The organism is Kitasatospora purpeofusca (genome assembly GCF_000718025.1).
Lineage (GTDB): Bacteria > Actinomycetota > Actinomycetes > Streptomycetales > Streptomycetaceae > Kitasatospora > Kitasatospora purpeofusca.
On sequence record NZ_JODS01000019.1, the window covers coordinates 26,124 to 46,322 of the forward strand.

The 20,199-nt window shown below is 71.8% G+C and carries 23 protein-coding genes; 17 read left to right on the top strand and 6 right to left on the bottom strand.

The features are described 5' to 3' along the window. The first annotated feature begins 144 nt into the window (after window positions 1-144). From IF01_RS0124960 to IF01_RS0125010, 11 genes are all read left to right on the top strand, one after another. Window positions 145-498, top strand: a complete 354-nt coding sequence (locus IF01_RS0124960; protein WP_030395774.1) for a histidine triad nucleotide-binding protein — start codon at window positions 145-147, stop codon at window positions 496-498. A gap of 3 nt (window positions 499-501) precedes the next feature. Beyond that, a complete protein-coding gene (locus tag IF01_RS0124965; protein WP_030395775.1) occupies window positions 502-1,422 on the top strand; it encodes a ribonuclease Z in 921 nt (306 codons plus the stop codon). Window positions 1,423-1,717: 295 nt separating this feature from the next. Next, on the top strand, window positions 1,718-2,740 hold the full coding sequence (locus IF01_RS0124970) for a PhoH family protein (protein ID WP_037781114.1): 1,023 nt from the start codon (window positions 1,718-1,720) through the stop codon (window positions 2,738-2,740). A 14-nt stretch (window positions 2,741-2,754) separates the two neighbouring features. Continuing rightward, complete coding sequence (gene ybeY / locus IF01_RS0124975; protein ID WP_030395777.1) at window positions 2,755-3,249, top strand: rRNA maturation RNase YbeY; 495 nt, start codon at window positions 2,755-2,757, stop codon at window positions 3,247-3,249. 19 nt (window positions 3,250-3,268) lie between these two features. Beyond that, window positions 3,269-4,594, top strand: coding sequence for a hemolysin family protein (locus IF01_RS0124980; RefSeq protein WP_030395778.1), 1,326 nt, complete (start codon window positions 3,269-3,271; stop codon window positions 4,592-4,594). A gap of 32 nt (window positions 4,595-4,626) precedes the next feature. After that, window positions 4,627-4,863, top strand: a complete 237-nt coding sequence (locus IF01_RS0124985; protein WP_030395779.1) for a hypothetical protein — start codon at window positions 4,627-4,629, stop codon at window positions 4,861-4,863. A gap of 56 nt (window positions 4,864-4,919) precedes the next feature. Next, window positions 4,920-5,459 (top strand): DUF4383 domain-containing protein, encoded by a 540-nt coding sequence (locus tag IF01_RS0124990; protein ID WP_037781090.1) that lies wholly within the window; start codon window positions 4,920-4,922, stop codon window positions 5,457-5,459. Between the two features lie 57 nt (window positions 5,460-5,516). Next, the gene (locus IF01_RS0124995; RefSeq protein ID WP_030395781.1) at window positions 5,517-5,870 is read left to right on the top strand and encodes a cytidine deaminase-like protein; all 354 of its coding nucleotides are present in this window, start codon (window positions 5,517-5,519) and stop codon (window positions 5,868-5,870) included. A gap of 126 nt (window positions 5,871-5,996) precedes the next feature. Then, the gene (locus IF01_RS48490; protein ID WP_157855342.1) at window positions 5,997-6,155 is read left to right on the top strand and encodes a hypothetical protein; all 159 of its coding nucleotides are present in this window, start codon (window positions 5,997-5,999) and stop codon (window positions 6,153-6,155) included. A gap of 55 nt (window positions 6,156-6,210) precedes the next feature. Beyond that, window positions 6,211-7,140, top strand: a complete 930-nt coding sequence (era, locus tag IF01_RS0125005; protein ID WP_030395782.1) for a GTPase Era — start codon at window positions 6,211-6,213, stop codon at window positions 7,138-7,140. A gap of 96 nt (window positions 7,141-7,236) precedes the next feature. Continuing rightward, the gene (locus tag IF01_RS0125010; protein WP_030395783.1) at window positions 7,237-7,950 is read left to right on the top strand and encodes an alpha/beta fold hydrolase; all 714 of its coding nucleotides are present in this window, start codon (window positions 7,237-7,239) and stop codon (window positions 7,948-7,950) included. Between the two features lie 74 nt (window positions 7,951-8,024). Here the strand turns inward: IF01_RS0125010 and IF01_RS0125015 are convergent, their stop codons facing one another. Then, complete coding sequence (locus IF01_RS0125015; protein ID WP_030395784.1) at window positions 8,025-8,291, bottom strand: protealysin inhibitor emfourin; 267 nt, start codon at window positions 8,289-8,291, stop codon at window positions 8,025-8,027. Window positions 8,292-8,358: 67 nt separating this feature from the next. Continuing rightward, complete coding sequence (locus IF01_RS0125020; protein WP_030395785.1) at window positions 8,359-9,384, bottom strand: M4 family metallopeptidase; 1,026 nt, start codon at window positions 9,382-9,384, stop codon at window positions 8,359-8,361. A 371-nt stretch (window positions 9,385-9,755) separates the two neighbouring features. On the opposite strand from IF01_RS0125020, the gene leuA reads away from it, so the two are divergent. The 4 genes from leuA to IF01_RS0125040 all read left to right on the top strand — a co-directional run bounded on the left by leuA (window position 9,756) and on the right by IF01_RS0125040 (window position 14,445). Then, window positions 9,756-11,552, top strand: a complete 1,797-nt coding sequence (gene leuA, locus IF01_RS0125025; protein ID WP_030395786.1) for a 2-isopropylmalate synthase — start codon at window positions 9,756-9,758, stop codon at window positions 11,550-11,552. Window positions 11,553-11,976: 424 nt separating this feature from the next. Then, window positions 11,977-12,486: a TerB family tellurite resistance protein gene (locus IF01_RS0125030; RefSeq protein WP_233290235.1), complete on the top strand. Its 510-nt coding sequence runs from the start codon at window positions 11,977-11,979 to the stop codon at window positions 12,484-12,486. 362 nt (window positions 12,487-12,848) lie between these two features. After that, complete coding sequence (recO, locus tag IF01_RS0125035; protein WP_030395788.1) at window positions 12,849-13,595, top strand: DNA repair protein RecO; 747 nt, start codon at window positions 12,849-12,851, stop codon at window positions 13,593-13,595. Between the two features lie 4 nt (window positions 13,596-13,599). Next, window positions 13,600-14,445 carry an isoprenyl transferase gene (locus tag IF01_RS0125040; RefSeq protein WP_030395789.1) on the top strand — a complete coding sequence of 282 codons (846 nt, stop codon included), beginning with the start codon at window positions 13,600-13,602 and terminating at the stop codon, window positions 14,443-14,445. Window positions 14,446-14,592: 147 nt separating this feature from the next. Here IF01_RS0125040 and IF01_RS0125045 read toward each other — a convergent pair whose 3' ends face one another. Genes IF01_RS0125045 through IF01_RS0125060 form a run of 4 tightly spaced genes read right to left on the bottom strand, consistent with a single transcriptional unit; the run spans window position 14,593 to window position 17,807 of the window. Further along, window positions 14,593-15,003, bottom strand: coding sequence for a Fur family transcriptional regulator (locus IF01_RS0125045; RefSeq protein ID WP_030395790.1), 411 nt, complete (start codon window positions 15,001-15,003; stop codon window positions 14,593-14,595). Window positions 15,004-15,038: 35 nt separating this feature from the next. Beyond that, on the bottom strand, window positions 15,039-15,959 hold the full coding sequence (locus tag IF01_RS0125050) for a metal ABC transporter permease (protein WP_051741489.1): 921 nt from the start codon (window positions 15,957-15,959) through the stop codon (window positions 15,039-15,041). Then, window positions 15,956-16,771, bottom strand: a complete 816-nt coding sequence (locus IF01_RS0125055; protein ID WP_030395792.1) for a metal ABC transporter ATP-binding protein — start codon at window positions 16,769-16,771, stop codon at window positions 15,956-15,958. Before IF01_RS0125055 ends, IF01_RS0125050 begins: the two co-directional genes overlap by 4 nt. Window positions 16,772-16,784: 13 nt before the next feature. Further along, the gene (locus IF01_RS0125060) at window positions 16,785-17,807 is read right to left on the bottom strand and encodes a metal ABC transporter substrate-binding protein (RefSeq protein WP_051756168.1); all 1,023 of its coding nucleotides are present in this window, start codon (window positions 17,805-17,807) and stop codon (window positions 16,785-16,787) included. A gap of 191 nt (window positions 17,808-17,998) precedes the next feature. On the opposite strand from IF01_RS0125060, the gene IF01_RS0125065 reads away from it, so the two are divergent. Together IF01_RS0125065 and IF01_RS0125070 are read left to right on the top strand one after the other, a co-directional pair. Further along, entirely contained in the window at window positions 17,999-19,381 is a 1,383-nt protein-coding gene (locus IF01_RS0125065; RefSeq protein WP_030395794.1) for a glycine--tRNA ligase, read from the top strand. 222 nt (window positions 19,382-19,603) lie between these two features. Beyond that, the gene (locus tag IF01_RS0125070) at window positions 19,604-20,149 is read left to right on the top strand and encodes a hypothetical protein (RefSeq protein ID WP_030395795.1); all 546 of its coding nucleotides are present in this window, start codon (window positions 19,604-19,606) and stop codon (window positions 20,147-20,149) included. Window positions 20,150-20,199: the final 50 nt, after the last annotated feature.

Consider the following 20,199-nt stretch of genomic DNA (forward strand, 5'->3'; position numbering starts at 1 on the left):
ACCCCGGTCCGGCCTCCCGCTCCGGGGCGGCCGTCGCCGTGCGTGCTCCGGCGGCGACCGCCTGGCGTGATCCGAAAGGGAGGGCCTAGCATGCGGCCGTACGCTCCCACCAGACCAGCACCAGCATCCCGCGAGGAGATCCCGATGGCCGGCGAGGCGCAGCCCGACTGCCTGTTCTGCAAGATCGTGGCGGGCGAGATCCCGGCCACCGTGGTCCGCAAGACCGACCGGACCCTCGCCTTCCGCGACATCGCCCCGAAGGCCCCGGTGCACGTCCTGGTGATCCCGCACGCCCACTACCCGAACGCGGCCGCGCTGGCCGACGCCGAGCCCGACGTCGCCGGCGAGCTGCTCGCCGAGGCGGGCCGGGTCGCCGCGGACGAGGGCCTCGAGGACTACCGGCTGATCTTCAACACCGGCGCCGGCGCGGGCCAGACCGTCTTCCACGCCCACGTCCACGTGCTGGGCGGCACGTCCATGACCGAGCGCATGGTCTGAGGCGTGTCCCAGCGCGAGCTCGTCGTCCTCGGGACCGCCAGCCAGGTCCCGACCCGGCACCGCAACCACAACGGCTACCTGCTGCGCTGGGACGGCGAGGGCCTGCTGTTCGACCCCGGCGAGGGGACCCAGCGGCAGATGCTGCGCGCCGGGGTCTCGGCCACCCAGCTCACCCGGATCGCCGTCACGCACTTCCACGGCGACCACAGCCTGGGCCTGGCCGGGGTGATCCAGCGGATCAACCTGGACCGGGTCCCGCACCCGGTGGACGTCTACTTCCCGGCCTCCGGCGAGGTGTACTTCGAGCGGCTGCGGCACGCCACCGCCTTCCACGAGACGGCCGTGCTGCGGCCCCGCCCGATCGAGGAGCCGGGCCCGCTGCCCGCGCCCGGCGCCCGGTTCGCGCTGGAGGCGGTCCGGCTGTCGCACCCGGTCGAGTCCTTCGGCTACCGGCTGAGCGAGCCGGACGGCCGCCGGCTGGTGCCCGAACGGCTGGCCGCCCTGGGCATCGCCGGCCCCGACACCGGCCGGCTCCAGCACCGGGGCGCGATCGAGGTGGACGGCAAGCGGATCACCCTGGAGGAGGTCAGCGAGCCCCGGCCGGGGCAGCGGTTCGCCTTCGTCATGGACACCCGGCTCTGCGAGGGCGTCCACGAGCTCGCCGAGCGCGCCGACCTGCTGGTCGTCGAGGCCACCTTCTCCGACGCGGACGCAGGGCTGGCCGAGGACCACGGCCACCTCACCGCCGGCCAGGCCGCCAAGGTCGCCGCCGAGGCGGGTGTCCGCACCCTGGTCCTGACCCACTTCTCGCAGCGCTACCCCGACCTCGGCCAGCACCTCGCCGACGCCCGCAAGCATTTCGACGGCCCGATCGTGCTTGCCGAGGACCTCGCCCGGGTACCAGTACCGCTCCGGCACAAGTGAGGCGCCCATCCGTCAGGGCCGCGGTGAACAGCGTGGAAAACCGCTCGCGCCGCCCGGCGTTCTGCCGCAGCATCGTCGGGTGCGGCCCCGCCGCCCGCCGCAGCGATCACGTGCGCGGCGTACCCTGGTGCCCCGGAAGGACCGAGCGGCACACGAGACACGGATGGGATGAGGCAGGCCCCAGCGCCGACCTATGAGTGACACATCGCAGACCCGTTCCAACGGACAGCCGCGCCCCGAACCGGCCGAGGACGGCCGCGTCAGCGCCCGGATCGTCATCCCCGAGAAGCATCCGATGGTCACCCTGCTCGGCGCCGCCGACTCGCTGCTGCGAGTGATCGAGCAGGGCTTCCCCGCCGCCGACATCCACGTCCGGGGCAACGAGGTGACCGCGACCGGCGAACGCGCCGAGGTCGCCCTCGTCAAGCAGCTGTTCAGCGAGATGATGCTGGTGCTGCGCACCGGCCAACCCCTCACGGAGGACTCCGTGGAGCGTTCCATCGCCATGATCCGCAGCGCCGTCGACGACCCGGACAGCCCGACGCCGTCGAAGGTGTTCACCGCGAACATCCTGTCCAACCGGGGCCGGACCATCCGTCCGAAGACCCTCAACCAGCAGCGCTACGTCGACGCCATCGACAAGCACACGATCGTCTTCGGCCTCGGCCCGGCCGGCACCGGCAAGACCTACCTCGCGATGGCCAAGGCCGTCCAGGCCCTCCAGGCCAAGGAGGTCAACCGGATCATCCTGACCCGCCCGGCCGTCGAGGCGGGCGAGCGGCTCGGCTTCCTGCCCGGCACCCTGTACGAGAAGATCGACCCGTACCTGCGGCCGCTGTACGACGCGCTGCACGACATGATGGACCCCGACTCCATCCCGCGGCTGATGGCCGCCGGGACCATCGAGGTCGCGCCGCTCGCCTACATGCGCGGCCGCACCCTCAACGACGCCTTCATCATCCTCGACGAGGCCCAGAACACCTCGCCCGAGCAGATGAAGATGTTCCTCACCCGCCTCGGGTTCAACTCCCGGGTGGTCGTCACCGGCGACACCAGCCAGATCGACCTCCCGGGCGGCACCCGCAGCGGCCTCAAGGTCGTCCAGGAGATCCTGGTCGACGTGCCCGACATCCACTTCTCCGTCCTCACCAGCACCGACGTGGTCCGCCACAAGCTGGTCGGCCGGATCGTGGACGCGTACGAGCGCTGGGACGCCCTCCAGGAGGCCCAGGAGACCGAGGAGCGCCGCCCCCCGGTCAAGGCCGCCCAGCGGCGCGGCTCACGCGCACCCCGACAGTCCCATCGCACCGAAAGCTGAGTAACCAGCCCGTCATGTCGATCGACATCGCCAATGAGTCCGGCTGGGACGTCGACGAGGAGTCCGTCCTCGCCGTCGCCCGCTACGCCCTGGACAAGATGCGGATCCACCCGCAGTCCGAACTGTCCGTGATCCTCGTGGACGGGGCGGCGATGGAGGAGCTGCACATCCAGTGGATGGACCTCCCGGGCCCCACGGACGTGATGTCCTTCCCCATGGACGAGCTGCGCCCCGGCAAGGAGGGCGAGGAGCTGCCGCAGGGGCTGCTCGGCGACATCGTGCTCTGCCCCGAGGTCGCCGAGCAGCAGGGCAAGGCGGCCCCGTCCAAGCACTCGATGGACGAGGAGCTGCAGCTGCTCACCGTGCACGGTGTGCTGCACGTGCTCGGCTACGACCACGAGGAGCCGGACGAGGAGGAGGAGATGTTCGGCCTCCAGAAGGCGATCCTCGACGGCTGGCGGGCCGAGCGGGGCCTCGGCGGCATCTCCCCGGCCCCCACCACCCACTGAGCGCGGAGCCCGAACCCCTGTGAGTGGTGAAAGTACGAGCTTCATCCTCGGCGCGGTCGCGCTGGTCGTGCTCGGCTGGCTGGCCGCGTGCGCCGAGGCGGGCATCTCCCGGGTGTCCCGGTTCCGGGCCGAGGAAGCGGTCCGGTCCGGGCGCAGGGGCTCGGCCCGGTTGCTGGCGCTGGCCTCCGACCCGATCCGCTACCTCAACCTGGCCACCCTGATCCGGGTGGCCAGCGAGATGGCGGCCGCGGTGCTGGTCACCGTGGTGTGCGTGCGCAACATCGACACGACCTGGCAGGCCGTGCTGCTGGCGTTCGGCGTGATGGTGCTGGTGTCCTTCGTGGCGGTGGGGGTCTCCCCGCGCACGATCGGCCGCCAGCACCCCCTCACCACCGCCACCGCGGCCTCCTTCGTGCTGCTGCCGCTGGCCCGGATCCTCGGCCCGATCCCGCGGCTGCTGATCCTGCTCGGCAACGCCCTGACGCCCGGCAAGGGCTACCGCGAGGGCCCGTTCGCCTCCGAGGCGGAGCTGCGGGCGCTGGTCGACCTGGCCGAGAAGAACGACGTCATCGAGGACGAGGAGCGCCGGATGGTGCACTCCGTCTTCGAGCTGGGCGACACCATCGTCCGCGAGGTCATGGTGCCGCGCACCGACCTGGTGATGATCGAGCGGCACAAGACCGTGCGCCAGGCGCTGACCCTGGCGCTGCGCTCGGGCTTCTCCCGGATCCCGGTGGTCGGCGACAACGAGGACGACGTGGTCGGCATCGTCTACCTCAAGGACCTGGTGCGCCGCACCCACATCAACCGGGACTCCGAGTCGGACGAGGTCGGCGCCGTGATGCGCCCGGCGGTGTTCGTCCCGGACTCCAAGCCCGCCACCGACCTGCTGCGCGAGATGCAGCAGATGCGCTCGCACGTGGCGATCGTGATCGACGAGTACGGCGGCACCGCCGGCCTGGTCACCATCGAGGACATCCTGGAGGAGATCGTCGGCGAGATCACCGACGAGTACGACCGGGAGATCGCCCCGGTGGAGGACCTCGGGGACGGCTCCTACCGGATCACCGCCCGGCTGCTGGTCGAGGACCTGGGCGAGCTGTTCGGGATCGAGCTGGAGGACGAGGACGTCGAGACGGTGGGCGGCCTGCTGGCCAAGCACCTGGGCCGGGTGCCGATCCCCGGCTCCTCCTGCGCGATCCCGCTGCCCGAGGAGGTCCCGGGCGGCCTCACCGCGATCCGCCTGACCGCCGAGAGCTCCGCCGGCCGCCGCAACCGCATCGGCTCCGTGGTCGCCGCGCCGGTGCGGGAGGCGGAGGAATCGGCCCCCGGGGCCGACGAGTAGCGTTCGGGTACGTCCGGAGCGACGATGGGGGCATGAGTCACCAACTTCGCGCGGAGTACGGCCCGCAGGGGGCGGCGGGCGGGGTGAAGGTCTGGCACGTCGTGCGGGAGGGGGATCCGGCCGTGGCACTGTGCGGCCGGAGCATGCCCGCCGACGTGGAGACCCGGTCGGAGCAGGAGTGGGGGACCGGGCTCCGGTGCTGTCAGCAGTGCGGTTCGCTGTACATGCACGAGGTGCCGCACATGCAGGGGAGCCACCCCTACAGCTAGGCGGGCCCGGGCCCGACAACCAACAGCCAGGCGCTACGACCGAGTCGGAGGTCGCCATGAAGCTGCAGGACGAATTGCCCGTCGACCACAGACTTGTGCTGGTGTGGCGGATCGGGGCGGGTCTCGGCGGGGTGTTCCTGATCGTGTTCGGCTGCCTGGGGCTGGCCGACCACCCGGGATTCCTGTCCACCGAGGGCAACGACATCGCCGGCATGTCCACCAACGGCGCGCTGAGCGTCCTGTCCATCGTGATGGGCGGGGTGCTGGTGGTCGCCGCGGTCATCGGCGGCAACGTCGCCGCCAATGTGAACATGGCGGTCGGCGTGCTGTTCGTGCTGTCCGGGTTCTACGGGCTGACCGTGCTCGGCCGCTCGGACGCCAACATCCTGAACTTCGGGATCCACAACGTGATCTTCGCCTTCGCCTTCGGCGTGGTGATCACCACCTTCGGGATGTACGGACGGGTCAGCAGCCACCTGCCGCACGACAACCCGTACTGGCGCAAGCGGGCGGCGGACGAGGTGGCGATGCCCAACGGTCCCAAGACCTTCGTGAAGGTGATCCGGCCCGGTCCGCCCAACCCGGTCGGCCACTGAGGACCCCGGCCGGTCGGCCACCGAGGACCGCGGTCGGCGGGGCCTATGCTCCTGGGCATGAGTGACATCGTCGAGCTGGACCCCGAAGACAAGAAGATCATCACCCTGGCCCGCTCCGCCCGCGCCCGCAACGGCGTCCCGGAGGGGGCCGCGGTGCGTGACGAGACCGGCCGGACGTACGTGGCCGGGACGGTCGCGCTGGAGTCGCTGCGGCTGAGCGCGGTGCAGACGGCGGTGGCGATGGCGGTGGCCAGCGGTGCGAAGTCGCTGGAGGCGGCGGCCGTGGTGTCCGAGGCGGAGCAGCCCGCCGAGGCCGATCTGGCGGCCGTGCGGGACCTCGGCGGCGCGGGCACCCCGCTGCTGCTGGCCGGGCCGGACGGGGTGCTGCGGGTCTCGGTCGAGGCGCGCTGAACGCTTGCGGCGTCGCCGGTGCCCGGGGTTCGCGCCCCGGGCATCCGTGCGTTCGAACACCCTTGGGCCAGGCGGATAATCTCACCGGGGACGGGCGGGGAATCCGCACGGTGAGGGGGCTGGGCGATGGGGCCGTACGCGTTCTTCGCGGGACTGCTGCTGGGCGTGATGGGCATGGGCAAGTGGCAGGAGACCGGCTCGCCGTTCTGGCTCTGGGGCTCGGTCTCCTTCCTGCTGATCGTCCTCGGCTGGGGGCTGGGCTCGCTGTTCGGCGGGAAGAAATGACCGGCCCGGACGCCGGTGGCGGTCCCCTCGCGGGTGATCAGGGAGAATGGGGTCCATGAGTGCCCCTTCCTCCTCGTACCGCTCCGGCTTCGCGTGTTTCGTCGGCCGGCCCAACGCGGGCAAGTCGACCCTGACCAACGCTCTGGTGGGGACGAAGGTCGCGATCACCTCCGACCGCCCGCAGACCACCCGGCACACCGTCCGCGGCATCGTGCACCGCCCGGACGCCCAGCTGGTGCTGGTCGACACCCCCGGCCTGCACAAGCCGCGCACCCTGCTCGGCGAGCGCCTCAACGACCTGGTCCGCAGCACCTGGGCCGAGGTCGACGTGATCGGCTTCTGCCTGCCCGCCGACCAGAAGCTCGGCCCCGGCGACAAGTTCATCGTCAAGGAACTCGCCGAGATCAAGAAGACCCCCAAGGTCGCCATCGTCACCAAGACCGACCTGGTCGACTCCAAGCGGCTCGCCGAGCAGCTGATCGCCGTCCACCAGCTCGGCGCCGAGCTGGGCATCGAGTGGGCCGAGATCATCCCGGTCTCGGCGGTCGGCGAGAAGCAGGTGGACCTCGTCGCCGAGCTGATCACCAAGCTGCTCCCGGAGGGCATGCCGCTCTACCCGGACGGCGACCTGACCGACGAGCCCGAGCAGATCATGGTGGCCGAGCTGATCCGCGAGGCCGCCCTGGAGGGGGTCCGCGACGAGCTGCCGCACTCGCTGGCCGTCGTGGTCGAGGAGATGATCCCGCGCGAGGGCCGTCCGGCCGACCGGCCGCTGCTCGACATCCACGCCAATGTGTACATCGAGCGGCAGAGCCAGAAGGCGATCGTCATCGGCGCCAAGGGCGCCCGGCTCAAGCACGTCGGCACCACCGCCCGCAAGCACATCGAGGCGCTGCTCGGCACCCCGGTCTACCTGGACCTGCACGTCAAGGTGGCCAAGGACTGGCAGCGGGACCCGAAGCAGCTGCGCAAGCTCGGGTTCTGACCGACGGCGGGCTCTGACCGGCAGCTGGCTCTGACCGGCAGCGGGTTCCGATCAGCGGCGGGCTCTGATCGGCGGCGGGACGGCGAGGGGGCGGGGATGAAGCTGAACACGCGCGAGTGGGGCAGCGGCGACCGGGTGGCGCTGCTGGTCCACGGGATCATGTCCGACCACCGCAGCTGGCGGTCGGTCGGCCCGGCGCTGGCCGGGCGCGGCTACCGGGTGATCGCGGTCGACCTGCGCGGCCACGGCGCCAGCCCGCGCGGGGAGGGCGCCGCCCCGGTGGACCGCTACCGGCCCGAGCAGTACGCCCAGGACCTGGTGGACACCCTGCCGACGGGCGCGGAGCTCGCGATCGGCCACTCCCTCGGCGCCCTGACCCTGCTGCACGCGGTGGACCGGCTCCGGCCGGCCCGGGCCGTCTACTCCGACCCGGCCTGGCGCTTCGTGCGGCCCGGCCTGTTCGACCCGGCCGTGTTCACCCAGTTCAAGGCGGCCACCCGGGAGCAGATCGGCGTGCTCAGCCCGCGCTGGGACGCGGCGGACGTCGAGGTCGAGCTGGCCACCCTCGCCGTCTGGGACCCGGACACCGCGCTCGCCCTCTCCGCCCTCGCGGACCGGGCCGCGCTGCCCGGCGCCCCGGTGGTGCCGTCCCTGGTGCAGCTGGCCGACAACAGCTGGCTGATCGGGCCCGAGGACGCCGGGACGCTGCGCGGCCTGGGCTACGAGGTACGCACGGTGCCCGGCGCCGGGCACACCATCCACCGGGACGACCTCCCGGGCTTCCTGGCCTCGCTCGACGGCTGGCTCTGACGGCCGGGTGTGACGGCCGGGTGTGACGGCCGGGGTGTGACCGCTGCGGTGCGACGGTCGGGAGGCGTTGCCGGTCAGGCGCCCTCGCGCAGGACCAGCGAGACCAGCTCCCGCTGGGACTCGGTGAGCTTGGGGTCCGCGCAGTGCACCGTGCGCCCGTCGACGGTGATCGCGTAGTGGTAGCCGTCCGGCACCCCGTAGGAGGGCGCGCGCAACCCGCCCGCGACGGCCTCGCGGGCGAGCGCGTGCACGTGCGGGGCGTCCACCCGCTCGGTGGTGTCGAGCTCAGCGCGGCGGACGTGTCCCGCGAGGCCGCCGGTCCGGGTCACCTGGATACGCATGGTGTCCATGGTGCTACCCAGGGATGGCGTTTGCCGGTGTTTTTCCGGACCTTGACCCAATCGCCACTCAGGTCGGGCTGATGCCGACCTTCGCCCAGGACGCGGTCACCGTGTCCGCGACCTCCGGCTCCGGGTAGCGGGCCTTCGCGGCCGCCACGGTGGCCCGGGCGAAGGCCGTGAAGTCGGCGTCGGCGGGCAGCCGCCGGCCGGTCAGCGCGTCGTACCAGATCTGGCCCGCGCGCTCCCAGGACCGGCCGCCGAGCGCGGTGGCGAGCAGGTAGAAGGCGTGGTTGGGGATGCCCGAGTTGATGTGCACGCCGCCGTTGTCCTGGCCGGTGCGCACGTAGTCGCGCATGTGTGCGGGCTGGGGGTCCTTGCCGAGCCGGGGGTCGTCGTACGCGGTGCCGGGCTCCTTCATCGAGCGCAGCGCCACGCCCTGCACCCCGGGGGCGAGCAGTCCGGCGCCGATCAGCCAGTCCGCCTCGGCGGCGTCCTGGAGCAGCGCGTACTGCTTGACCAGGGAGCCGAAGACGTCGGAGACCGACTCGTTGAGCGCGCCCGGCTGGTCCCGGTACTCCAGGCCCGCGGTGAACTGGGTGACGCCGTGGGCGAGCTCGTGGCCGATGACGTCGATGCAGGCGGTGAAGTCGCCGAACACCTCGCCGTCGCCGTCGCCGAAGACCATCCGCCGGCCGTCCCAGAACGCGTTGTCGTAGTCCTGGCCGTAGTGGACGGTGGCGTCCAGGCGCAGCCCCTGGTCGTCGATGGAGTGCCGGCTGTAGACGGCGGAGAACAGGGTCCAGGTCGCGCCGAGGCCGTCGTAGGCGTGGTTGACGGACTGGTCCGGGACGGCGCCCTCGCCCTCCCGGCGGACGGTGCGGCCGGGCAGGCGCTCGCGGTGCGCGGCGTCGGAGATCACCCGTTCCAGCCGGTCGGCGGCGGCGGCCCGGTCCGGCAGGGCGGCGGTGAGCCGCGCGGCCCGGTGCGCGGCGTCGAGGGCGAGGGAGCGGGCGGCGGGCTCGTGACCGTCCTCGGCGAGGCGGTCCAGGACGTACGGCGGAACGATCGCGCAGAGCGTCGGTTCGGCTGTCATGTGGCCCAGGGTGAGGCATTGATGACGTGTTGTCACCGGCGCGGACAGGATTTCGCGCCTCCCGGGCCGGGCCGCGCGCCGCCGGGGGACCGTCTCAAGGGGTGGGAAGACCGCCCGGGCGGCTTCGGGGTCGCGCGGCGCTGGGTTAGGCTGGATCGCATCATGCGCATCGGGCTGCTTCTTCTTAGCTGCCGCGTCGAGGGCCTGTAGTCCGTCAAGGGCCGGCTTCCCTCGCCGCGGGGACTGTGCTGCGCGCTGAATTTCGGGCGATCCGTGAACGGGTCGTGAGCGGCAGCAGGCCGGCCGAGTCGGGTGACACCTCACCCCGACCCGCCCGCACCACGCATCACAGGAAGCCGAGACTCACCTCCATGACCGAGCAGAGTTCCGCCGCGCCCATCCCCGCCGCCCGCGCCTTCGTCGACCGCCCCACCCCGATCACCGCCGCCTCGGTACGCCAGCGGCCGTCCGGGATGCGGCACGGCCGCTACCTGCCGTTCGGCACCGTCGACCTGCCGGACCGCACCTGGCCGAACCAGGTGATCACCAAGGCGCCGCGCTGGCTGTCCACCGACCTGCGGGACGGCAACCAGGCGCTGATCGACCCGATGTCCCCGGCCCGCAAGCGCAAGATGTTCGACCTGCTGGTGGCGATGGGCTACAAGGAGATCGAGGTCGGCTTCCCGTCCTCCGGGGCCACCGACCACGCCTTCGTGCGCTCGCTGATCGAGGAGGGGGCGATCCCGGAGGACGTCACCATCTCGGTGCTGACCCAGGCGCGCGAGGAGCTGATCGAGAAGACCGTCGAGTCGCTGGTCGGGGCGCCGCGGGCGACCGTGCACCTGTACAACGCGACCGCGCCGCTGTTCCGCCGGGTGGTGTTCCGCAACGACCGGGCGGCCACGAAGGCGATCGCCGTCGACGGCACCCGGCTGGTGATGGAGTACGCCGAGAAGCTGCTGGGCGACGACACCGCCTTCGGCTACCAGTACTCGCCGGAGATCTTCGTCGACACCGAGCTGGACTTCGCGCTGGAGGTCTGCGAGGCGGTGATGGACGTCTGGCAGCCGGGCGAGGGCCGCGAGATCATCCTGAACCTGCCGGCCACCATCGAGCGGGCCACCCCGAACGTCCAGGCCGACCAGTTCGAGTGGATGTCGCGCAACCTGTCGCGCCGGGAGTTCGTCTGCCTGTCGGTGCACCCGCACAACGACCGGGGCACCGCCGTGGCCTCCGCCGAACTGGCCTACATGGCCGGCGCCGACCGGATCGAGGGCTGTCTGTTCGGGCAGGGCGAGCGGACCGGCAACGTCGACCTGGTGACCCTGGGCATGAACCTGTTCTCGCAGGGCGTCGACCCGGAGATCGACTTCTCCGACATCGACGAGGTCCGCCGCACCGCCGAGTACTGCAACCAGATGGAGGTGCACCCGCGCCACCCGTACGCCGGCGACCTGGTGTACACCTCCTTCTCCGGCTCGCACCAGGACGCCATCAAGAAGGGCTTCGACGCCCTGGAGGCCGACGCCAAGGCGGCCGGCGTACCGGTGGAGCAGCACACCTGGGGCGTGCCGTACCTGCCGATCGACCCGAAGGACGTCGGCCGCACCTACGAGGCGGTCATCCGGGTCAACAGCCAGTCCGGCAAGGGCGGCGTGGCGTACGTCCTGAAGAACGACCACAAGCTGGACCTGCCGCGCCGGATGCAGATCGAGTTCTCCCGGATCATCCAGGCCAAGACCGACGCCGAGGGCGGCGAAGTCACCCCGGCCGAGATCTGGCGGGTCTTCGAGGACGAGTACCTGCCGACCACGGGCAACCCGTGGGGCCGGATCTCGCTGACCGGTTCGCGCACCCTGACCACCGAGGACGGCCGGGACGCGCTGACCGCCCACGCGGTGGTGGACGGGGCGACGGTCAGCCTGGCCGGTACCGGCAACGGCCCGGTCTCGGCCTTCGCGGACGCGCTGGCGCAGATCGGCGTGGACGTCCGGGTGCTGGACTACGCGGAGCACGCGCTGAGCGAGGGCGGCGACGCCCAGGCCGCCGCGTACGTGGAGTGCGCGGTGGACGGCCGGGTGCTGTGGGGCGTGGGGATCGACAGCAACACCGTGCTGGCCTCGCTGAAGGCGATGATCAGCGCCGTCAACCGGGCGCAGCGCGGTTAGTTCGTACGGGTAAAAGTTTCCGGGCCGTCCCCTGCGGGGCGGCCCGGCGGCGTTCCCGGACGTCGTGGGGCGGTCGTCCGGCCGGGGGCGCCCCGGCTGTGTCCTGCGCCACATTTTTTGTCGGATCGGGCCGTTCGAGGTACTGACACGTGTCGGCAACCGTGGCAACATCGTCCCACCGGTAAGCCGGGTCGGTGGGACGGCCCGGTGGCCGGTCGCGTGACCTGCCCATTGTTGTGCAGGCCGCCTGCCATGTCTGGGGAGTGGCGCCGTGACAGGGATGTGGGGTGTTCGCCCGCGGTGGCGGACTGATGTTCTCGGTGACTTCTTCTGCCCGGGCTGCGGCGGGGACCGCAACTACCGCCGGCAACACGGCCGGCGGTGGCTGCGGCTGCTGGGGACCCCGGTACTTCCGCTCGGACCGGTGATCGGCAGCGTGCAGTGCACCAGCTGCCACGGCCGGTTCGGGGTGGAGAGCCTGGAGCAGCCAACCTGCGTGCGCCTGGGCGGGATGCTGCGCGACGCGCAGTACACCGTCGCGCTGGCGATGCTGGCGGCCGGTGGCACCGCCCACCGCGCGGCCCGCGAGGCGGCGTGCGGGGCGGTCCGGGACGCCGGCTTCGAGGACTGCGGCGAGGCGCAGGTGCTGGCGGCGCTGGCCGCGCTGTCCGGTCTCGGCGGCGAACTGTACGACGCGCACGGCATGGCGGGCGGGCTGGCCGTGGAACTGCACGCGGCCCTGGAGCCGCTGGCCCCGCACCTGGCCCGGCCGGGCCGGGAGCGGCTGCTTCTGCAGGGGGCGGCGATCGCGCTGGCCGACGGCCGGTACCGGCCGCAGGAGCGGGAGGCGCTGGCCGCGATCGGGCGCTGTCTGGACCTGCCGCACGCGCGGGTCGGGGCGCTGCTGGAGGCGGCGACCCGGGCGCCGTACTAGCGCTCCGGTCCTTCCTGCTCTCCCTGTTCTTCCTGTTCTTCCGGTCCTTCTCTCCCCGGCCTTCGGTCTCTCGGTCTCTCGGTCTCTCGGTCTTCCGGTCTTCCGGTCCTCCCGGCGGAGCCTCTCGCCGGACACCCGACCCCCTCTCTTCTGTCGGCACCTCCTCCCCCCAGACCCCCACAACCGGGCCCCTTCCGCCCCCGGCTCCCGGCCGGTGGCGTCCCCACGGCCGGGGCCCGCCGTGACCCGCACCGCTCGGCAGCCCCCACGGCCCCGGTGCGGGCACACGGCTGTCCGAGGCTGGGGGACAATGGTGGGATGTCCACACTGTTCCAGGGCCGCCGCGGTGGTGAGGCGGGCGCATGAGTCTCTTCCGCGACGACGGCGTGGTGCTCCGGGCCCAGAAGCTCGGCGAGGCGGACCGGATCATCACCCTCCTCACCCGCCACCACGGCAAGGTGCGCGCGGTGGCGCGCGGGGTGCGCAAGACCAAGTCGAAGTTCGGCGCGCGCCTGGAGCCGTTCTCGCACGTGGACGTGCAGTTCTTCAGCCGCAACAGCGAGCTGATCGGCCGCGGCCTGCCGCTCTGCACCCAGGTGGAGACGATCGCCCCGTACGGCGGCTCGATCGTCACCGACTACGGCCGGTACACCGCCGGCACGGCCATGCTGGAGACGGCGGAACGGTTCGCCGAGAACGAGGGCCAGCCGGCCGTCCAGCAGTACCTGCTGCTGGTCGGCGGCCTGCGCACGCTGGCTGCCGGGCTGCACGAGTCGCACCTGGTGCTGGACGCCTTCCTGCTGCGCTCGCTCGCGGTCAACGGGTACGGCGCGACCTTCGACGACTGCGCCAAATGCGGGATGGAGGGACCCAACCGGTTCTTCTCGCTCCAGGCCGGCGGCGTGCTCTGCCCGGACTGCCGCGTGCCCGGATGTGCCGTACCCTCCCCTGAGACACTGGTACTGCTCGGCGCGTTGTTGTCAGGGGACTGGCAGACGGCGGACGCCTGCGAGCCGAGGTACTGGCGGGAAGGCAGCGGACTGGTCGCGGCCTATCTGCAGTGGCACCTGGAGCGGGGTATCCGCTCGATGAGATACGTGGAGAAGTGAGCACATGGCAGCGCGACGGCTCTTCGGCGGCGGCAAGCAGAGGGAGTACCTCCCCCCGACCCCGCACCCCAGCGGCGCCCGGCCCCCGAAGATCCCCGGCGAGCTCGTCCCGGGCCATGTCGCGATCGTCATGGACGGCAACGGCCGCTGGGCCAAGGAGCGCGGGCTGCCCCGCACCGAGGGCCACAAGGTCGGCGAGTCCGTCGTGCTGGACGTGCTCAAGGGCGCGATCGAGCTCGGCGTGAAGAACATCTCGCTCTACGCGTTCTCCACCGAGAACTGGAAGCGTTCGCCCGACGAGGTGAAGTTCCTGATGAACTTCAACCGCGACGTCATCCACCGCCGCCGCGACGAGATGGACGCGATGGGCGTGCGGGTGCGCTGGGCCGGCCGGATGCCCAAGCTGTGGAAGAGCGTGGTCCAGGAGCTCCAGGTCGCCGAGGAGCAGACCAAGGACAACGACGCCGTCACGCTGTACATGTGCGTCAACTACGGCGGCCGGGCGGAGATCGCGGACGCCGCGGCGGCGATCGCGGCCGATGTCGCGTCGGGCCGGCTGGACCCGAAGAAGGTCAACGAGAAGACCCTCACCAAGTACCTGTACCACCCGGACATGCCGGACGTGGACCTGTTCCTGCGCCCCAGCGGCGAGCAGCGGACGTCGAACTTCCTGCTCTGGCAGTCGGCCTACGCCGAGTTCGTGTTCCAGGACGTGCTCTGGCCGGACTTCGACCGCCGTGACCTGTGGCGGGCCTGCGAGCAGTACGCGATGCGCGACCGCCGGTTCGGCGGGGCGATCCCGAACGAGGCGCCGGCCGAGCTGGGCACCGAGGTGCCGGCGCAGCGCTGAGCCGGTGAAGGGCTGGGCGCTGCGAAGGGCTGGGCCCGTTGCGGCCCTGAGCCTGTTGCGGCCCTGAGCCTGTTGCGGCGCCGGGTCCGCGTGCGGAGAAGGGCCCGCGGGAGGTGACTCCCAGCGGGCCCTTCGGCGTACCGGTACTCAGGCCTTGGCGGCGCACTCCGCGCAGGTGCCGAAGATCTCCAGGGTGTGCGCGATGTCGCTGAAGCCGTGCTCGGCGGCGACCGAGTTGGCCCAGCGCTCGACGGCCGGACCCTCGACCTCGACGGTGGCACCGCACTGGCGGCAGACCAGGTGGTGGTGGTGCCCGCTGCTGCACCGGCGGTAGACGGCCTCACCGTCGGCGGTGCGCAGGACGTCCACCTCGCCGGCGTCGGCGAGCGACTGGAGCGTCCGGTAGACCGTGGTCAGACCGACCGAGTCCCCCCGGTGCTTCAGCATGTCGTGGAGCTCCTGGGCGCTGCGGAAGTCCTCGATCTCGTCCAGGACCGCCGAGACGGCGGCGCGCTGCCGGGTCGATCGGGCTCGCGGCGACGGGCCTGCGGTGGTCACCGTGGGTCCTCCTGCTGGTGTGGGCGACTGGCACCTCATTGTGCCAGCCCCGCACTGGGCGCCGGAGTGGTCGCGTCGACCCGCTCCGGACCGGGCAGTCGGACGTCGCAGACCTGCGGTCCGCTCTCCTGGGTGTCGCGGTGGCGGCGGCGGGCGAGGGGGGCGGCGATCGCGCCGAACACCGCGAACACGACGATGGCCAGCAGCACGATGGCCGGGCCGGAGGGCACGTCCAGCTGGTAGGAGCCGGTGACACCGGCCAGGGCGACGAGCACGCCGACCGCGATCGAGCCGGCCTGGGTGGCGGCGAAGGAGCGGGTGAGCTGCTGGGCGGCCGCGACCGGAACCACCATCAGGGCGCTGACCAGCAGCAGGCCGACCACCCGCATGGCGACGGTCACGGTGACCGCGGCCATCACCGCGAGCAGCAGGTTGAGCAGCCGCACCGGGACGCCGGTGACCCGGGCGAAGTCCTCGTCCTGGCAGATCGCGAACAGCTGGCGGCGCAGGCCCAGGGTGACGGCGACGACGACGGCGCCGAGCGCGCCGATGGTGGCCAGGTCGGCGGGGGAGACGGTCAGGATGGAGCCCCAGAGGTAGCTCTCCAGCGAACCGGCGCCGGCCTGGGCGGACTTGGAGACCAGCAGCTTGCCGCAGGCCATGCCGCCGTAGAAGAGCATCGCGAGGGCGATGTCGCCGCGCTGGTTGCCGCGCGCGCGGACCAGTTCCATGGTGACGGCGCCGAGCACGCAGACCGCCACGGCCATCCAGACCGGGCTGGTCTGGAAGATGAAGCCGAGGCCGACGCCGGTCATCGCGACATGGCCCATGCCGTCGCCCATCAACGCCTGGCGCCGCTGCACCAGGTAGATGCCGACGGCGGGGGCGGTGATGCCGACCAGCACGGCGGCGATCAGCGCCCGCTGCATGAAGTCGTAGCTGAGCATCTCGGTCATGACAGCAGTCCCCGGGGTCGGTCGTGTTCGTGGCCGTGGTCGGCGTGCGGATGGACGTGGTCGTGGCCCGGCAGGGCGTGCAGACCGGTGTTGGGAACGGGCGGGCCGTCGTGCGCGACGCAGCCGTCGCGCAGCACCACGGCCCGGTCGATCAGCGGCTCCAGCGGCCCGAGTTCGTGCAGCACCAGCAGGACGGCGGCGCCGCGCGCGACCTCGGCGCGCAGGGTGTCGGCGAGCACCTGCTGGCTGGCGGCGTCCACCCCGGCCATCGGCTCGTCCATGATCAGCAGATCGGGGGCGCCGGCCAGGGCGCGGGCGATCAGCACCCGCTGCTGCTGGCCGCCGGAGAGGTCGGCGACCCCGTCCCGGGCCCGGTCGAGCATGCCGACGGCGGCCAGTGCGCGGTCCACGGCGGCACGGTCCGCGCGGCGGAACGGCAGCAGCCGGTGCAGGGGCAGCCGGCCGGTGGAGACGACCTCCCGGACGGTGGCCGGGACGCCGGAGGCGGCGGTGGTGCGCTGCGGCACGTAGCCGATCCGGTGCCAGGCGCGGAACCGGGCGAGCGGGGTGCCGAACAGTTCGAGCGTGCCGCGCTCCAGCGGGACGGCCCCGGTGACGGCCTTGACGGTGGTGGACTTGCCGGAGCCGTTGGCGCCGAGCAGGGCGACCACCTCGCCGGGGCGGACGGTGAGGTCGACGCCGCGCAGCACCGGCCGTCCGCCGCGCGAGGCGACGGCGTCGTGGAGGCGGACGGCCGGGGGCACCGAGGGTGCCGGGGGTGCCGGGGAGGTCAAGGTGGTCGGGGTGGTCATGCCGGTGGTCCCGTCAGCTGGTGGGTGCGGCGGGCGCGGCCGGCGCGTCGGTGCCGAGGGCGGTCCGCAGGTTGGCCAGGTTCTGCCGCATCACCGAGAGGTAGTCGTCCTTGGCCGGGTCCTTGACGCCCTCCAGCGGGTCGAGGACGGCGGTCCTGAGGCCGAGGTCCTTGGCGACGGTGTCGGCGAGCTTGGGGCTGACCAGGGTCTCGAAGAAGATCGTGGTGACGCCGTTCTCCTTGGCGGCCTTCTGGACGTCGGCGAGGCGGGCCGGGGTGGGCTCGGACTCGGGGTCGACGCCGTTGATGGCGACCTGGGTGAGGCCGTAGGCCCCGGCGAGGTAGCCGAAGGCGGCGTGGCTGGTGACGAAGGTGCGGTTCCGGACGTCCTTCAGCCCGTCCTTGAACTCCTGGTCCAGGGCGGTGAGCCGGCCGACCAGCTCGTCGGTGTTCTTCCGGTAGTCCTCGGCGTGGGCCGGGTCGGCCTTGGCGAACTCGGCGCCGACGCTCCTGGCCACCGCCGCGTAGCGGGTCGGGTCGAGCCAGATGTGCGGATCGCCGGCGGCCCCGTCGTGGTCGTGGCCGTCGTGCCCGTCGCCGCTCTGGGCCTCGCCGCCGTGGTCGTGCCCGTCGCCCTCGGTGTGGCCCTCGGCGAGGTGGTGGTCCTCCAGCGGGACGGCCGCGGTGGCGTCGATCTTGTGCTTGGAGCCGGAGCCGGCGACCGCCTTGTCGACGGTGGGCTGCAGGCCCTTGAGGTAGACGATCGCGTCGGCCTTCTTGACCGCCCCGACCTGCTTGGCGGTGAGTTCGAGGTCGTGCGGCTCGACGCCGGGGGCGGTGAGGTCGGTGACCTTGACGTGCTCGCCGCCGATTCGGCCGGCGAGGAACTCCATCGGGTAGAAGGACGCGACGACGTTCAGCTTGCCCTCCGCGCCCTGGGCTCCGCCGCCGCTGCCGCAGGCCGTCAGGGTGAGGCCGGCGGTGAGGGCGGTGGCGGTCAGGGCTATGGCGCCGCGAGTACGTCGTCGGATCATCATGACAACCATTCTCAGATTAGATGGAAATGATTGTCAAATCACTCGGACGGGTGAACGGGTGGTGACGGTGAGTGGGCCGGTGCCGGAGATACCGATTTGAACCCCGTACCCATATGGCCGGTAACCTGAGGTATTCGGGTACGCGCAACCAGCCGTGCCCTGACCGTGCCGTACGTACTGAAGAGAGCACTGTGGCAGCCGACAAGATCGAGACGATCGTCAGCCTGAGCAAGCGCCGTGGCTTCGTCTACCCCTGCAGCGAGATCTACGGCGGCACTCGTGCCGCCTGGGACTACGGTCCGCTGGGCGTCGAACTCAAGGAGAACATCAAGCGCCAGTGGTGGCGCGCGATGGTGCAGGCCCGTGAGGACGTCGTCGGACTCGACTCGTCGGTGATCCTGGCCCGCGAGGTCTGGGAGGCTTCCGGCCACGTCAAGACCTTCAACGACCCGCTGACCGAGTGCCTCTCCTGCCACAAGCGCCACCGGGCCGACCACCTGGAGGAGAAGTACGAGGCCAAGCACGGCTTCCCGCCGCCGAACGGCCTCCAGGACGTGAACTGCCCGGACTGCGGCGTCAAGGGCCAGTTCACCGAGCCCAAGGACTTCTCGGGCATGCTGAAGACCCACCTCGGTGTCACCGAGGAGGCGAGCGGCCTGGCCTACCTGCGCCCGGAGACCGCCCAGGGCATCTTCACCAACTTCAAGGCCGTCCAGACCACCTCGCGCAAGAAGCCGCCGTTCGGCATCGCCCAGGTCGGCAAGAGCTTCCGCAACGAGATCACCCCCGGCAACTTCATCTTCCGGACCCGTGAGTTCGAGCAGATGGAGATGGAGTTCTTCGTCAAGCCGGGCGAGGACGAGCAGTGGCACGAGTACTGGCTCCAGCAGCGCTGGGACTGGTACGTCGGCCTCGGCCTGCGCACCGACAACATGCGCCTGTTCGAGCACCCGAAGGAGAAGCTCTCCCACTACGCCAAGCGCACGGTGGACATCGAGTACCGCTTCAACTTCGGCGGCACCGAGTTCTCCGAACTGGAGGGCATCGCCAACCGCACCGACTACGACCTGACGGTGCACAGCGAGGCCTCCGGCCAGGACCTCAAGTACTTCGACCAGGAGTCCGGCGAGCGGTACTTCCCGTTCGTCATCGAGCCGGCGGCGGGCCTCAACCGCGCCATGCTGGCCTTCCTGATCGACGCCTACTTCGAGGACGAGGCGCCGAACGCCAAGGGCGTCATGGAGAAGCGCGTCGGCATGCGGCTCGACCCGCGGCTGGCCCCGGTCAAGGTCGCGGTCCTGCCGCTGTCGCGCAACGCCGACCTCTCGCCGAAGGCCCGCGGCCTGGCCGCCGACCTGCGCACCGCCTGGAACGTCGAGTTCGACGACGCCGGTGCCATCGGCAAGCGCTACCGCCGCCAGGACGAGATCGGCACGCCGTTCTGCGTGACGGTCGACTTCGACACCCTCGAGGACAACGCGGTGACCGTGCGCGAGCGCGACACCATGACGCAGGAGCGCGTCTCTCTCGACCAGGTGAAGTCCTACCTGGCGGCGCGGCTCATCGGCTGCTGACGTCGGCGGGCCCGGGTGCCCGCGGTCTTCCGTGCGAACCCCCGTTCGCCCCGGTGTCCCCGGGGCGGGCGGGGGTTCCGCGTAGGCGGGTGCTGTTCCCGGGGGCGCCGGGTCGGTGGGCGCTGTTTCCGGAGTTGCCGCTTCGGGGTCCGGTCGCCGTGACGATCGGCTAATCTCCGCTCCGGGCCGCCGGACCGGCCCCAGCTACGGGGAGGGGTTGGGATGGCGGATCCATGGTCGATCGCGTCGGGTGTCGGTGCCCTGGCTTCGGTCGCGGGGGCCTGGGCGGTCTACCGGGGACAGACCCGGCAGGTGGACTTCGAACTCGCCCGGACGCTCCACCTCGACCTGACGAGCGGTGAAGTGGCGCTGGCCCGCTACGCCCTGGTCGCATTCCGTCGGGGGCAGCAGCCCTACGGACCCGACGTGCTCGCGGCCTACTTCACGATGCTGTGGTGCTTCGAGCGTGTGCTCCAGGGCCGGCGGTCCATGATCCGGTCGCCGCTCGACCGGGTGCGCCGCAGTTCTCCCGTGCGCTTCCTCGACGAGGCCATCGCCATGCATGTGGCGAGCTGGGAGAGGAACCTGCCGGAGATCCGGCGCCGGTTGATCGAGGCCCTGGCCGAGGTGCACGGCGACGAGCTGCGCGACCGGGGCCTCTCCGCCAAGTTCGAGGCGCTCGCCGGGGCGCTGCGCTCGGCCGGGGTGATGCCGACGCCGCCCCCCGTCGTCCTTCCCCCGCAGGGGGAGTCCGCCCCGGCCTCGTGAGCGTGGGGGGTGGGTGGGGCGGGCGTCGGCCGGGTGGGGCGGACGCCGGC